The 13,645-nt window shown below is 70.7% G+C and carries 11 protein-coding genes; 6 read left to right on the forward strand and 5 right to left on the reverse strand.

Features of this window, described 5'->3' with window-relative positions:
* Window positions 1–25 precede the first annotated feature (25 nt).
* Window positions 26–1,897 carry an acyl-CoA dehydrogenase gene (locus ACN20J_RS28935; protein ID WP_419667153.1) on the reverse strand — a complete coding sequence of 624 codons (1,872 nt, stop codon included), beginning with the start codon at window positions 1,895–1,897 and terminating at the stop codon, window positions 26–28.
* A 300-nt stretch (window positions 1,898–2,197) separates the two neighbouring features.
* On the opposite strand from ACN20J_RS28935, the gene ACN20J_RS28940 reads away from it, so the two are divergent.
* From ACN20J_RS28940 to ACN20J_RS28950, 3 genes are all read left to right on the forward strand, one after another.
* Window positions 2,198–2,995: a ScbR family autoregulator-binding transcription factor gene (locus ACN20J_RS28940; RefSeq protein ID WP_190229083.1), complete on the forward strand. Its 798-nt coding sequence runs from the start codon at window positions 2,198–2,200 to the stop codon at window positions 2,993–2,995.
* 51 nt (window positions 2,996–3,046) lie between these two features.
* Window positions 3,047–4,348, forward strand: a complete 1,302-nt coding sequence (locus tag ACN20J_RS28945) for a cytochrome P450 family protein (protein ID WP_419667154.1) — start codon at window positions 3,047–3,049, stop codon at window positions 4,346–4,348.
* A gap of 137 nt (window positions 4,349–4,485) precedes the next feature.
* On the forward strand, window positions 4,486–5,208 hold the full coding sequence (locus ACN20J_RS28950) for a ScbR family autoregulator-binding transcription factor (RefSeq protein WP_419667155.1): 723 nt from the start codon (window positions 4,486–4,488) through the stop codon (window positions 5,206–5,208).
* Window positions 5,209–5,465: 257 nt separating this feature from the next.
* Here the strand turns inward: ACN20J_RS28950 and ACN20J_RS28955 are convergent, their stop codons facing one another.
* Together ACN20J_RS28955 and ACN20J_RS28960 are read right to left on the reverse strand one after the other, a co-directional pair.
* Window positions 5,466–7,154: an IclR family transcriptional regulator domain-containing protein gene (locus tag ACN20J_RS28955; protein ID WP_419667156.1), complete on the reverse strand. Its 1,689-nt coding sequence runs from the start codon at window positions 7,152–7,154 to the stop codon at window positions 5,466–5,468.
* A gap of 152 nt (window positions 7,155–7,306) precedes the next feature.
* On the reverse strand, window positions 7,307–8,605 hold the full coding sequence (locus ACN20J_RS28960) for a M6 family metalloprotease domain-containing protein (protein WP_189837032.1): 1,299 nt from the start codon (window positions 8,603–8,605) through the stop codon (window positions 7,307–7,309).
* Between the two features lie 265 nt (window positions 8,606–8,870).
* Here ACN20J_RS28960 and ACN20J_RS28965 point away from each other — a divergent pair, with 265 nt between their 5' ends.
* Both ACN20J_RS28965 and ACN20J_RS28970 read left to right on the forward strand, forming a co-directional pair.
* The gene (locus ACN20J_RS28965; RefSeq protein WP_189837033.1) at window positions 8,871–9,515 is read left to right on the forward strand and encodes a TetR/AcrR family transcriptional regulator; all 645 of its coding nucleotides are present in this window, start codon (window positions 8,871–8,873) and stop codon (window positions 9,513–9,515) included.
* A gap of 166 nt (window positions 9,516–9,681) precedes the next feature.
* Window positions 9,682–11,217 carry an MFS transporter gene (locus ACN20J_RS28970; protein WP_419667157.1) on the forward strand — a complete coding sequence of 512 codons (1,536 nt, stop codon included), beginning with the start codon at window positions 9,682–9,684 and terminating at the stop codon, window positions 11,215–11,217.
* 312 nt (window positions 11,218–11,529) lie between these two features.
* Here ACN20J_RS28970 and ACN20J_RS28975 read toward each other — a convergent pair whose 3' ends face one another.
* A complete protein-coding gene (locus ACN20J_RS28975; protein ID WP_189837035.1) occupies window positions 11,530–12,033 on the reverse strand; it encodes a MarR family winged helix-turn-helix transcriptional regulator in 504 nt (167 codons plus the stop codon).
* A gap of 149 nt (window positions 12,034–12,182) precedes the next feature.
* Here ACN20J_RS28975 and ACN20J_RS28980 point away from each other — a divergent pair, with 149 nt between their 5' ends.
* A complete protein-coding gene (locus ACN20J_RS28980) occupies window positions 12,183–12,983 on the forward strand; it encodes a dioxygenase (protein ID WP_360767176.1) in 801 nt (266 codons plus the stop codon).
* 66 nt (window positions 12,984–13,049) lie between these two features.
* On the opposite strand, the gene ACN20J_RS28985 is transcribed toward ACN20J_RS28980, so the two are convergent.
* The gene (locus ACN20J_RS28985) at window positions 13,050–13,568 is read right to left on the reverse strand and encodes a GNAT family N-acetyltransferase (RefSeq protein ID WP_398892897.1); all 519 of its coding nucleotides are present in this window, start codon (window positions 13,566–13,568) and stop codon (window positions 13,050–13,052) included.
* Window positions 13,569–13,645 lie beyond the last annotated feature (77 nt).

Raw genomic sequence — 13,645 nt, forward strand, 5'->3', positions numbered from 1 at the left:
GGCCGGCCCCCACTCACCCGCAGCTTCACACCCGTACCGAAACCCCCGCCCCCACCCCCGCCTCCTCCCAGCCGTCCTCGCTCTCGTCCCAGCCCTCGTCCCCGCCCACCGACCCCCCACTGGCTATCGGAATCCCCGACAGCACCTCCGCGGGCAGATCGAAGGCGTCCACCAGAGTCATGAGATGGGGAGCGAGCTCCCCGACAAGCGTGTCGACGGCCTTCGGCAGGGCCCGTACGTGATCCGGTGTCAGCCGTCCCTCGGCGAGCAGATCCCCCGTGTGCTCGCCGAGTTGGCGCAGCAGGAACAGCCGGCACAGGCTCCGCATCAGGAAACCGGCCCGGGGGTCCTCCGCCCGGGCCGCCGCGGCGAGGAACGCGTCGGCGGCCTGGAGGCGGGCATGGGCGGAGACCATCTCCAGGGCGGCGTCCGAGGTCGCGTTCCAGCGGCCGACCGGATCGCCCGAGGGGCCCTCGCGCAGGGCGGTGCGCGCCCGGTCCTGCCAGATGCGCTCGGCCTCGGCCAACAGGTCGCGCAGGAAGGGGAGTTCGGTGAGCTCCCGGCCCTCGGGATCGCCGGACTCACCGGCCCGTACGCCCTGGTGGCCGAAGACCATCTCGGAGGCGGCCTTCACCCAGATCACCAGGTTGTCGCCCTCGGCGGTGATGCCGCCCTCGATGTTGAGGGGGAGGTCGGCCAGTCCGTTGGCGGGGAACAGGCCCTGGGCGCCGCAGCGTTCGCGGCACTCGGTGGTGATCGCGCGGGCCTGCCAGGTGATCCAGCCCTTGGCCACGGCCACCTCGCGCTCCACCTCGGCCCGGTCCTCCTCCGCGTGCACGGCGAAACGGCTCACCAGCGAGCGGTGCAGGAACGTCATCGCGTACGCCGTCGCCAGCGCGTGCAGCAGCCGCCCGTGGTGGCTGCGGTGGGCGGCCAGCGGAATGCGGTCGCCCGCCTTCGGCCCGGCCAGGAAGCGGCTGTGGGCGTACCGCACCGCGATGGTCAGCGCGGCCCGTGACATGCCCAGCGTGCCGGCGCTCATGCACAGCTTGCCCATGGTGACGCGGTTGATGGAACGCAGCAGCCGCTTGCGCCTGTTGCCGAGGCTGCTGGCCAGCGTCCCGTCGGCGCCGAGCCGCCCGTGCTCGGCCTCGAGGAGCGCCTCGCGCGGCAGCCACACCCGGTCGAACGAGGTGAGGCAGTGGTCGACCGGGGTGCCGGTGCGCTGGGGGAGCGGCCGGACCCGTACTCCGGGAAGGTGGCCGCTCTCGTCGCTGAGCGGGGTCAGGAAGAGGAAGGTGCCCTGGTCCTCGCCGTCGACGACGAGCCGGGCGGCGACCACCGCCGTCTTGGGGCCGCCGGTCAGGCTGGTGTTGGGCATGAACTTCCGCGCGCCCGGCGTGGGAGTGGTGAGGTGGAAGCCGCCCGTCGCACGGTCGAACACCGCGACCGTCTCCATCGACGCGACATCGTTCCCGTGCTCCAGCTCCGTGCACAGAAACGTTCCTGTACGCCGGAGCGAGGTGAACGCGGACAGGTCCCTGTCCCGGCCGCCGTCGTGGTCGAGGACGCTGCCGAGGAACAGGTTGTAGTGGATGCTCGCGAGCGTGGTCAGCCCGCCGTCCACCGGTCCCGTCCACTCGTGCAGCCCGGCGAGGCGGTACGGATCGGCCGCCAGCTCCACCGGATCACCGGCCGCGTCGTTGAGGAGCCGCAGCCGCTCGTACGAGAGGGCCGTCCGCTCCTCGGGCGGCAGCCCCGGGCGGTACGCGAACTCCTTGCCGGACACGAGCCGACGCCAGGCCCCGTGCACGCGTTCGCGATCGGCGCCCTCGAAGAGCAGCTGGGCCAGCTCGTCGGCGACGGGGTGGGTCTTGGTGAGTGCTGGCACGGCCATCGAACTCCCCTGGGTGTGGGAACCGGTCAGGTACGAACCACTGCGCACCGAAGATACGTACCAACCGGTTTTGTTTTCAAGGTGGCCAAGGGGCGAAGGTGCTTACTGGGGGAGCCTTCGGGGGGCGCTCACGGCGCGGCCGGGGCTTCATTGCAGCTCACACGGGGGCCACGAGTTCGATGTGGGCGAATCCTTGAGAAACCGTTCGGCTGGTTTTATTCTGGGCCGCGAGGTCGCAGCTGCCCGGTACAGACCTCATGGTCTCTTTTCCCGATGTGCGGGATGGTACGGAGGTTGTTCGTGGCGCGGCAAGAGCGGGCCATTCGGACGCGGCGGGCGATTCTCGTCGCGGCGGCCGAGGTGTTCGACGAGGTCGGATACGAAGCGGCGACCATCTCCGACGTCCTCAAGAAGTCGGGCATGACCAAGGGCGCCCTCTACTTCCACTTCACGTCCAAGGAAGAGCTCGCCCAGGCGGTCCTCGCGGCGCAGGTCGAGTCGCTGCCGCGGGTGCCCGAACAGGAGCTGAAGCTCCAGCAGTCGCTGGACGAGGCGCTGTTGCTCGCCTATCTGCTCAAGCGGGACACGGGTGATCCGATCGTCCAGGGCAGCGTGCGGCTGACCGTCGACCAGGGGTCGCCCAAGGACCACCTGAACCGGCGGGTGCCGATGCGGGCCTGGCAGGACCACACCCACGCCCTCTTCCAGGAGGCCAAGGCCAAGGGCGAGGTCCTGCCGCACGCCGATGTGGACTCGCTCGCGAAGCTGTTCGTCGGCGCCTTCACCGGCGTACAGGTGCTGTCGCGGATCATGACCGGCCGCGCGGACCTGGCGGAGCGGGTGGCCGACCTCTACCGGCATCTGATGCCGTCGATCGCGGTGCCCGGCGTGCTCGTCCGGCTGGACTTCACCCCGGAGCGGGCGGCGCGGATCCACCGTGAGGCCATGGAGTTGCGCGAGGCGGAGGCGGCCGAGGGCGAGGGTGAGGGCGACCTGGAGGAGGGGCCGGAGGCGGACATCGCGGCCGGCCCGCAGACCGGGGCAGGTGCCGGTGCCGAGGCCGGGGCGCCCGCGGGGGTCGCGACCGCCGCTCAGTGAAGCGCCCTCGCGTCGGGGGCGCGTCGACGACCGACCGAACGGAGTGCACGGATGGACATGTCTGCTTGCCCTTACGCGCTGGACGTGACGGGGCGCGATCTCGCCTCGGAGGCCGAGAAGCTGCGCTCACGAGGACCGGTGGCCGAGGTGGAACTGCCGGGCGGGGTGGTCGCCTGGGCGGCCGTACGGCAGAAGTACGTGAAGCAACTCCTGCTGGATCCAAGGGTGTCGAAGGACGCCCGGCAGCACTGGCCCGCCTTCGTGGAGGGGCGGATAGGCCCCGAGTGGCCGCTGTATCCATGGGTTGCCAACGAAAACATGCTGTTCGCCTACGGGGATCACCACTCCCGGCTGCGGCGGCTGGTCGCGGGCGCGTTCACCACGCGCCGCAGCGAGGCCCTGCGACCGCGGATCGAGGAGATCACGGCCGGGCTGCTGGACGACCTGGCCGCTGTGCCGGACGGTGAACGGATCGATCTGCGGGCGGAGTTCGCCAAGCTGCTGCCGATGCGTGTCATCTGCGAACTGTTCGGGGTGGCGGAGGAGGCCCGCGAACCCCTGTGCGCCGCGCTGGAGTTGGTGTTCGGCACGGCCGTGTCCGCCGAGCGGATGGCCGCCGCGCAGATCGAGGTCTTCGGGATGCTCGCCGGGCTGGTCGCCGAGAAGCGGGCCGAACCCGGCGGCGATCTGACGTCCGCGCTGATCGAGGCCCACGACCAGGACGCGGACGGCGGGCTCACCGAGGAGGAACTCCTCGGCACCCTCTACCTCATGATCGCCGCAGGCCAGGAGACGACCTGCACGCTCATCACCAACGCCGTCGGGGCCCTGCTCGCCCACCCGGAACAGCTCGCCCACGTCCGCGCCGGCCGGGCCACCTGGATGGACGTGGTGGACGAGACGCTGCGCGTGCACAGCCCGGCGGCGTACTCCCCGATGCGGTTCGCGGTGGACGACATCGCACTGGGGGACCCCGCACCGGCCGATGGCGGGTCCCATGACGCGTCCCATCACGGGTCCGGTGGCGAGTCCGACGGCGTACTGATCCGCAAGGGCGACCCGATCCTGATCTCCTTCGCCGCCGCGTCCGGGGATCCCGAGGCGTACGGGGACGACGTCGCCGTCTTCGACCTGCTGCGCCCGGGCCGCCGCGAGGACCTGGCCTTCGGTTTCGGGGTGCACCGGTGCCTGGGGGCGCCGCTCGCGCGGATCGAGGCGAGCGTGGCCCTGGCGGGGCTGTTCGACCGCTTCCCCGGGCTGACCCCGGCGGCACCGATGGACGGCATCGAGCCGGTGGAGTCCTTCATCGTCAACGGCTACGGGTCGCTGCCCGTGCTCCGAGCCCAGCAGTAGCAGTACCAGGAGCAGCGGCGGGGTCAGGAGTCGTAGCAGTAGCAAAAGGTAATGGCACGACAATAGAAACCGCACGTGCGGTTTGTTATCGTGAAGGCGCCTTTCCGGCACGCCCCTCGCAGCAACGGAGCGCTCTGATGGCCCAGCAGGAACGCGCGGTACGTACGCGCAACGCGTTGATCGAGTCGGCGGCCGAGCTCTTCTGCAAGGACGGCTTCGACGTCGTGTCCCTGTCCACGATCAGCGCCCGGGCCGGGGTCAGCAACGGCGCGCTGCACTTCCACTTCGCCAGCAAGGCGGCCCTGGCCGCGGCGGTGTGGGAGGCGGCGGCGCAGCGGCTCCGGCGGATCACGGTCGAGGGCCGGGCGAGGGGCGAGGCCGCCGCGACCGCCGGCGGTGCCGGGGCCGTCGGTTCCGGCGGGGCCTTGCAGGTGCTGGTCGACACCACGCACGCGCTGCTCCGGGGCCTGCGGCACGACGTGATCCTGCGGGCCGGTTTCGATCTGAGCGAGAGCCCGGTGCCCGTGGCGGCCGGGGCGGATCTGCGGCGGCGGTGGCAGATCTGGGTGGAGGGCGTACTGGCCGAGGCGGCCCGTGAGGGCGCGCTGGCCCGTGATGTGTCGCCGCAGGACGCGGCCCATGCCGTGGTCGCGGCCACCGTGGGCTTCGGGGCCCTGGGCAGCCGGAACGCGCAGTGGCTGTCGCAGTCCATGCTGACCCGCTTCTGGGCGCTGCTGCTGCCGCGGCTCGCCACGGAGGCGGCGCTCAAGGGGCTGGTGCCCTCTGGGCGGCGGGAGGGAACGGCGGGGGCCGAAACCGTGCCCCCGCCGTTCCGCGTCACGGCCCGCTCGGGGGCGTGACGGCGCCGACGCCGACGCCGATGCCGGCGCCGACGTTGAAGGCGCGGGCGCTCGGGCCCCCGCGAGCTTCCTGGCGGGAGCGGCCTCCCTTCAGGGGTGCGGGGCAGAACCGAATTGCGGCTCCTCTCCCACTCTCGGCTTCGCTCGACCGGGGGCATCCCCATCGTGGGCGCGACCAGCCTCCACAGACCCGCACCGTCGCCGTCCCCGCAACCCGTCGCGCGAAGCGCCCCGCCCCCGAGTCGTTGCCCCGCCGGCTAGGCGACCGGAACCCGAGCGAACCGCCCCGCCACGCGAAGATCCCCCTCGATCCGCCCGGCCGTCGCGGCCAGCTCCGGCAGCACCTCACCCAGGCACTGCTCGACGGTCCGCCGGGAGCTGTGCATCGCCACGTTCACGGCCGCCACGACCCGTCCCGTACGATCCCGCACCGGAACCGCGATCGACCGCAGCCCCTCCTCCAACTCCCCGTCCACCAGGGCGTATCCGGCTTCCCGGACGCGATCGAGGGTGGCCGTGAGAGCGTCCGGGTCGGTGACCGTGTGCGGGGTCAGTGCGTGCAGGCCGGTCAGGAACGGGCCCCGCTCCGCCTCGGTGAGGTCGGCGAGCATGACCCGGCCCAGCGAGGTCGCGTAGGCGGGGAAGCGCGTGCCGACGGTGATGTTGACGCTCATGATGCGGCTGGTGGCGACGCGGGCCGTGTACTGGATCTCGGCGCCCGCGAGGACCGCGAGGGACGCCGAGTCGTGCAGCCGGTCGGCGAGTTCGGCGAGGTGCGGGGCCGCGATCTGCGAAAGCGTCGTACGGGAGAGGGGCGGGAAGCCGAGGGCCAGGACGCGCGGTGTCAGCGTGAACGTCCTCCCGTGGGTGGCTACTTGGCCCAGGTGCTCCAAGGTGATCAGGGCTCGCCTGGCCGTCGCCCGTGCGAGCCCGGTGGCCTGTGCGACCTCGGTGAGCGTCAGCTCGGCCCGGCCCTCGCCGAACGCCGTGATCACGGTCAGCCCGCGGGCCAGCGACTCGATGAACTCCCGGCCCAGTTCATGCTTCGAGGCCCCGGTCCAGGTGGCGAGTCCGGCGGGCGGGGCAGGCGCGGCGGGCTGCTGGGCGGGGGCGTCCCGCAGTTCCCGTTCCATCGCGCGCACGGTCGCCCGCAGCCGGGGCAGCAGGGTGTCCCGCAGGGAGTCGGCGGTGTGCCTGCTGGTGTGGCTCACCACGCTCACCACACAGGCGATACGCCCACCGCGATCCCGTACGGGGACGGAGATGGCGACCAGGCCCGGCTCGATCAACTGGTCGTCGAGCGCCCAGCCGCGGGCCGTCGCCTCACGCGTCCGCTCCTCGAACTCCTCGTCCCCGGTGGGGTGTTCGCGGGGCGGCACGGCGGGAAAACCGTGGTCCTCGGGGTCGGCGGCCCGTCGTTCGCGCCAGCGTGTCCAGTCCTCGTCGGTCCACTCCGTGGCGAACAGCGGGCCGGGCGCGGTCCGTTCGGCCGGGAGCAGATCGCCGATGCGGAAGCTCAGCGACATCGCGCGGCGCCGGGTCGCCTGGTGGATGAAGCGGATGCCGTCCTGGTCGCCGACCGCCAGCGACACCGACTCGTCCAGCTCGTCGGCGAGCGCGTCGGCCCGCCCGTCCAGCAGCCGGGGGAGCCGCAGCGCGGCCAGATAGGCGTTGCCCAGCTCCATCAGCCGCGGCGTGAGCACGGCGTCCCGTCCGTCGAGACGTACGTATCCCATGCGGGCCAGCGTCGCCGCGATGCGGTCCACCGTGGATCTGGCGAGGCCGGTGGCCTTCTCCAGGGCGCTGAGACTCGACGTGCCGCCTGCCTCTGTGAGCCTCAGCAGTACGGTGATGCCTCGCATGAGCGGGGCTACTGCCTCGACGGGTGCGACTGCGTCGGGCTTGGCGGGTGTGAGGTGGGTCGGCGTGAGGTGGGTCGGTGGCATGGCTCCCCATTACGGTGTGCGGACCACGGTAATGACTGCGGGGCGCTCCGCGGGAAGGGCCGTGTTGAACGTGCGGGTCGGTCGGGGCTGGGTGCGCGGTTCCTCGCGCCCCTGAAAAACTGGGGCCGCCCCAGTTGCCGGGCGCCCCGCGCCTACGACGCCGCCTGGCGGTCGCGGGTCACGTACACCTGGTGGTTGCCCGTGGCGTCCGTGCCCGCGACTGTGATGCGGATGCCGGTTCTCAGGTCCTTGAAGTACTGGCCGGGGGAGAAGGTCGCGTCGGAGAGTTCGGCGTGGACGTTCGGGCTGCGGGTGCAGCCGCCGCTGTCCTTGGTGGAGTCGATCACCGTGATCGGGCCCCGGCCGGTGTCGACGGTCGCGTCGACCTTGTAGATGAGGACGCCCGATTTGCAGATGGCGTCGTCGTTGCCGGCCTGGGTGCGCAGCTCGACCGCGTACCCCGTCTTCGAGTCGACGGGGACGAAGACCAGTTTGCCGCCGGTGCCTTGCTCGGCCAGCGGGGTCAGCACGTGTTCGGTGGTGCCGGGCGCGGCGGCGCAGCCGACCTGGGAGTCGTCGAGCCAGCCGAGCTTCCACTTGTGCCAGCCCAGCAGGTCGTTGTCGGCCCCCCAGTCCTCGCTCATGATGTCCCAGTGCCCGACCGCGGCGCCCCCGTCCTGGGTGTAGAGGTCGGGCAGCCCGAAGACATGGCCGTTCTCGTGGGGGAGCACGCGGTAGCCGGTCTCGTCGTACGAGCCGGAGCCGTCGTCCTGGCGGCTGTAGACGAAGGACGCGTTCGCCACGGGCACCCCGTCCGCGACCGGTGCCTCCGTGTTGCCCGCGAAGGTCACCGACAGGACCGTGTCGAGGGCGGAGGGGCCGGCGTTCGGGGTCATCAGGACGTTCAGCAGGTCGTACTCCCTGAAGTCCACCTTCGGATCGGCCGCGGCCACGAGGTCCTGGACGAGGTCGCGGTAGCCGGGGTCGAAGGGGGCCCCGCGTTCTATCCCGTACTCCTCGAAGGACTTGGGCATCCGCAGCCAGCCGGGTATCGGGGTTTCGGGGCGGTAGTCGAGGCGGCCGTACGAACTGGTGCGGAACCAGTTGGTGGTCTGCGGGAAGAACTCGCCGAAGCGGTCGAGCGCGCTGCCCTCGCCGGGCGCGTCGGAGAAGTCGACCATGAGGTTCAGGGCGCGGACGGTGCCGGTGGAGCGCGAGTAGCCGGCCGGGGTGGGGATGCCCTCGGACATCTGCACGCCCATCGAGCCGCTGATCATGCAGGGGCCGAGGGGGGAGGAGCGCGCCAGCGCGATGGGTCCCGCGGCCGTGGTGGAGCCGGTCGTCAGATGGCCGGTCCCCGCCGAGGTGCTGACCGCCAGGGTGAGGACGGTGACCGTGGCGAAGGCTGCTGCGCGGCGGCGCGGGGATATCCGACGGCTGGTCGGCTGCATACGGGCGCCCTTCGCTCCAGGCAGCCGGCCGGTGTGGCTGCACCCTGTTCGATCACCCTGTGCCGCCGGATGCGCGGGCGCGCGCTGGAGGAGCCCGATCGTGGGTTTCTTGCTCTCGGGGCCCCCGAAGGGGGTGTGACGCGGGTCACATGAAATCTCTTCGAGGTTGGGAAATAACCGGGGATCGTTTCCCCGTTTAGCCATGTGTCCGAGCGAAACGGGGAGTGGATCCCCGGATCGCACCCACCGGCTCAAGGAGTACGCCGTGGAGACCGCAGTCCGCGTACAGCACAAGGTGACCCGGCCGCGCGCCGACGCCCTGCGCAACCGGGAGCGGATCGTCACCGCCGCCCGCGAGATGTTCGTGGAGTTCGGCCCCGACGTGCCGCTCGACGAGGTCGCTCGCCGGGCCGGCGTCGGCAATGCCACGGTGTACCGCAACTTCCCTGACCGGGACGCACTGGTGCGGGAGGTCGTCTGCTCGGTCATGGACCGTACGTCGGAGGCGGCCGAAGTCGCCCTCGCCGAGACGGGCGACGCGTTCGAGGCGCTCTCGCGCTTCGTGCACGCCTGTGCCGACGAGCGGCTCTCGGCCCTCTGCCCGATGATGTCCAGCACCTTCGACCAGCATCACCCGGACATGGAAGCGGCGCGTGAGCGGATCGAGGAACTGACCGAGCGGCTGATGGCGCGCGCCCGCGAGGCCGGTCAGCTCCGACCCGACGTGGGCGTCGGCGATCTCATGATCGCCGTGGCCCAGCTCAGCAGGCCCCCGGCCGGCACCGGAGCCCTGTGCTTCGATCGGTTCGTCCACCGCCACCTGCAGCTGTTCCTGGACGGTCTGCGGGCCCCGGCCCGATCCGAACTGCCGGGCATGACCGCGACCATGGAGGACCTGCGCAAAGGCTGACCGATGACTTCCGCCCCTTGCGGCGGTCCCTACCAGCGATGACCCGACCAGCACTCGCGTAACCCCACTTACGCACCGAACTCACCGAACCTCCCGGCCGTCACCGACGACGTGCCGCGCCCTCTCACTGCCTTTTTCGATCCGAAGTCCCGAAGTGGGTACCTCCATGTCTGAAACAGCCCAGGCCACCGCCGGTACGGCGCAGGCCCCCGATTCCAACCGCTGGAAAGCGCTGACCTTCATCGCGCTCGCCCAGCTCATGGTCGTGCTCGACGCGACGATCGTGAACATCGCGCTGCCCTCGGCCCAGAAGGACCTGGGTATCTCCGACGGCAACCGGCAGTGGGTCATCACGGCCTACGCCCTCGCCTTCGGCGGACTCCTCCTCTTCGGCGGCCGGATCGCCGACATCTGGGGCCGCAAGCGCACCTTCGTCACCGGCCTCATAGGCTTTGCCGGCGCCTCCGCCCTCGGCGGTGCCGCCACCAACGAGGCGATGCTGCTCGGCTCCCGCGCTCTGCAGGGTGCCTTCGGCGCACTGCTCGCGCCGGCCGCTCTCTCGCTGCTCGCGGTGATGTTCACCGACTCCAAGGAGCGCGCCAAGGCGTTCGGCATCTACGGTGCGATCGCCGGTGGCGGTGGCGCCGTCGGCCTGATCCTCGGCGGCTTCCTCACCGAGTACCTGGACTGGCGCTGGACGTTCTTCGTGAACATCCCGTTCGCGGTCGTCGCCGCCGCCGGTGCGTACTTCGTCATCCGTGAGCCGGCCGGCCGCAACCGCTCGCCGCTCGACATCCCGGGTGTCGTCCTGTCGACCCTCGGTCTGGTCTCGCTCGTCTACGGCTTTACCCGCGCCGAGTCCGAGGGCTGGGGCGACTCCATGACGATCGGCCTGTTCGTCGCGTCGGCGGTGCTCCTCGCGGCCTTCGTCCTCGTCGAGTCCAAGGTCAAGGCCCCGCTGCTGCCCCTGCGCGTCATCACCGAGCGCAACCGTGGGGGTGTCTACCTCTCGCTCGGCCTCGCGATCATCGCGATGTTCGGCCTGTTCCTCTTCCTGACCTACTACCTGCAGATCGTGAAGGGCTACTCGCCGGTCAAGACCGGTTTCGCCTTCCTGCCGATGATCGCGGGCATGATCACGGGCTCCACGCAGATCGGCGCCCGGCTGATGAACCGCCTCCCGGCGCGTCTGCTGATGGGCCCGGGCTTCCTGGTCGCCGCGGCCGGCATGCTGCTGCTGACCCAGATGGAGATCGGCTCCTCGTACGCGGCCCTGCTCCTGCCGGCCATGCTGCTGCTCGGCCTCGGTATGGGTACGGCGTTCATGCCGGCCATGTCCCTGGCCACGCTGGGCGTCGAGCCGCGTGACTCCGGTGTCGCCTCCGCGATGGTCAACACCTCGCAGCAGGTGGGCGGCGCGATCGGTACGGCTCTGCTGAACACGATCGCCGCGTCGGCCACCACGGCGTACGTCAAGGACCACATCGCCGGTGCCACCACCCAGCCCCAGCAGCAGCTCGTCCAGCTGCAGGCCCAGGTGCACGGCTACACCAACGCGATCTGGTTCGCCGTCGGCATCCTCGTCGTCGCCGCGGGAATCGCCTTCACCTTCATCAACGCCGGAAGCCCCGACTCCACGGCGGCCGCGGGCTCCGTCGAAGGTGCCGAGGACGACCTGAAGGTCCCGGTCATCGCCCACTAGGCGCTCCGCTGGGGCGCGGTCACGGACTGCGGGCCCGTCGTGGCCAGGTCGCGCAGTTCCCCGCGCCCCTGAAGGGGCTCGCCCGGACCTGAACGAGGTCACCCACTGACCTCGTACGTATGCAGGGGTGGGGACGCCTTCATACGTACGAACCGGGATCTGCCCCGGCTCCGAGAGCGGTGGAGCCGGGGCAGATCCACGCAGTCTTTCAGGGGCGCGGGGAACGGCGCAGTCTTTAATCTTTTAGGGGCGCGGGGAACTGCGCGACCTAGCCACGGCCAACCCGCACCCAAAAGCGACCCCGGCGGAGCCTTACCGCAGCCAGGGCAGATCCGCCCCCGTACCCTCCGGCTGAAGCCCCTCCGCGATGATCAGCAACGCCTCCCCGAGCGCCTTCTGCTGATCAACCGTGAGCCGGTCGAAGAACGCCTGCCGAACCGCCGCCACATGCCCAGGCGCACTCCGCATCAGAACCTCGTACCCCTCATCCGTCAGCACGGCGAACTGCCCCCGCTTGTCCGAAGGACAGTCCTCCCGCCGCACCCACCCGTTCTTCTCCAGCCGAGCGATCGCATGCGAGAGCCGAGACCTGGTGATCTTCGCCTTCATCGCCAGCTCGGTCATCCGCAGCCGCCGACGCGGCGCCTCGGCGAGACCGACGAGCAGGCCGTAGTAGATGTGAGGCATGCCCGCATCACGCTGCAACTGGCGGTCGAGATGATCGTCAAGAAGGGTGGTGGCATGAATGTACGCACGCCACGTGCGCTGTTCCTCGTCACTGAGCCAGCGCGGCTCGTCAGCGGATGCCGTGTTCATGCATCTACTGTACGAGACCCCTCCTTGAACGTTAAACAAATCGGGAGTATCCTCACTTTGTAGAGGTTGATACTTCAAGCAAGTGCCTCGGTCGGGGTCGAACAGTATCGGCCGAACCGGCCGAACGAGTCCCCAAGGGAGCCGCCGCCATGTCCGCCGCCACCGAGGAACGTGCCGTCGTGGAGCGCATGCCCGCCCTCTACCTCTCCCACGGCGCCCCGCCGCTGGCGGACGACCCGGTCTGGCCCGGCCAGCTCGCCGCCTGGTCCAAGGACCTGCCGCGCCCCAAGGCGATCCTCATGATCTCCGCGCACTGGGAGGAGGCCCCGCTCGCCCTCGGGGCCACCGAGACCGTCCCCCTGGTCTACGACTTCTGGGGCTTCCCCGAGCACTACTACAAGGTGCGGTACGAGGCACCCGGCGCACCCGAACTAGCCGAGTCCGTACGCAAGTTGCTGCGCGCCCCCGGCATGCCCGTCCAGGACATCCCGGACCGCGGCCTGGACCACGGCGCGTACGTCCCGCTGGTGGAGATGTTCCCGGCGGCCGACATCCCGGTCCTCCAGGTCTCGATGCCCACACTCGACCCCGTCCGCCTCATGGAGATCGGCCGCAAGCTGGCGCCCCTGCGCGACGAGGGCGTCCTCATCGTCGGCTCCGGCTTCTTCACCCACAACCTGGCGGCCCTGCGGCAGGGCGGGATCCCCGGCTGGTCGGCGGAGTTCGACGAGTGGGGCCACCGCGCCCTGGACTCGGGCGACGTCGACGGCCTCCTCGACTTCCTCCACAAGTCCCCGGCGGGACAGCTGGCCCACCCGCGCACCGAGCACTTCGCCCCGCTCTTCGTGACGATGGGCGCGGCGGACGCCGCCGGCGAGCTGGACGCCCAGCGCTCGGTGATCGACGGCTTCTGGCTGGGCCTGGCGAAGCGATCGGTGCAGTTCGGCTGAGCCCGGCGGGCCACGGCGTGCGGGCCCCGGGCGAGGCGTCCCGGGCCCCGGCATGGCGCGGAGCCCTCAGAGCTCCTTCTCGTACCAGGCCACATCCCAGTACCGCCCGAACTTCCGGCCCACCTCCCGGTACGTACCGACGTACCGGAACCCGAACCGCTCGTGCAGCCGCACGGACGCCTCGTTGGGCTGGGCGATACCCGCGTAGGCCCGGTGCAGGTCCTCGTCCGCCAGAGCCGCGAACAGGGCCTTGTAGAGCAGCGTGCCGACGCCCCGGCCGCCGGCGTCCGGGGCGAGGTAGATCGTCACCTCCACGGACGTCTCGTACGCGGGCTTCGGCCGGAAAGCGCTGGATGTGGCGTAGCCCAGAATCCGCTGTGAGTCCCCGGCCGTGGCAACCATCAGCCGATGCGGGCCGTCTTCAGGGTGGGAGAGCAGCCAAGGGCGGCGCTCCACCGGAGTGAAGGTCGCTGTGTCGAACGTGATCGGCGTCTCACGCACGTAGTGGTTGTAGATGTCCGTGAGGGCGTCGAGGTCGCTCTCGACTCCCGGCCTGACCTGCACCTCTGTACGTTCCGACGGCATCTGCCCTCCCTCGGTGGCCGCACAGGGTACTGCAAGATCAGAAAAATCGAGTAGCGCGTTGGGAATTCTGTCCGGAT

This window comes from Streptomyces sp. 2-1, from assembly GCF_048564895.1.
Taxonomy (GTDB): domain Bacteria; phylum Actinomycetota; class Actinomycetes; order Streptomycetales; family Streptomycetaceae; genus Streptomyces; species Streptomyces phaeochromogenes.

Excerpts from the sequence above, each read along its gene's own strand:
- ACN20J_RS28935 (WP_419667153.1), bottom strand. The coding sequence starts at position 1,897 with ATGGCCGTGCCAGCACTCACCAAGACCCACCCCGTCGCCGACGAGCTG.
- ACN20J_RS28945 (WP_419667154.1), top strand. The coding sequence starts at position 3,047 with ATGGACATGTCTGCTTGCCCTTACGCGCTGGACGTGACGGGGCGCGAT.
- ACN20J_RS28950 (WP_419667155.1), top strand. The coding sequence starts at position 4,486 with ATGGCCCAGCAGGAACGCGCGGTACGTACGCGCAACGCGTTGATCGAG.
- ACN20J_RS28955 (WP_419667156.1), bottom strand. The coding sequence starts at position 7,154 with ATGCCACCGACCCACCTCACGCCGACCCACCTCACACCCGCCAAGCCC.
- ACN20J_RS28960 (WP_189837032.1), bottom strand. The coding sequence starts at position 8,605 with ATGCAGCCGACCAGCCGTCGGATATCCCCGCGCCGCCGCGCAGCAGCC.
- ACN20J_RS28970 (WP_419667157.1), top strand. The coding sequence starts at position 9,682 with ATGTCTGAAACAGCCCAGGCCACCGCCGGTACGGCGCAGGCCCCCGAT.
- ACN20J_RS28975 (WP_189837035.1), bottom strand. The coding sequence starts at position 12,033 with ATGAACACGGCATCCGCTGACGAGCCGCGCTGGCTCAGTGACGAGGAA.
- ACN20J_RS28980 (WP_360767176.1), top strand. The coding sequence starts at position 12,183 with ATGTCCGCCGCCACCGAGGAACGTGCCGTCGTGGAGCGCATGCCCGCC.
- ACN20J_RS28985 (WP_398892897.1), bottom strand. The coding sequence starts at position 13,568 with ATGCCGTCGGAACGTACAGAGGTGCAGGTCAGGCCGGGAGTCGAGAGC.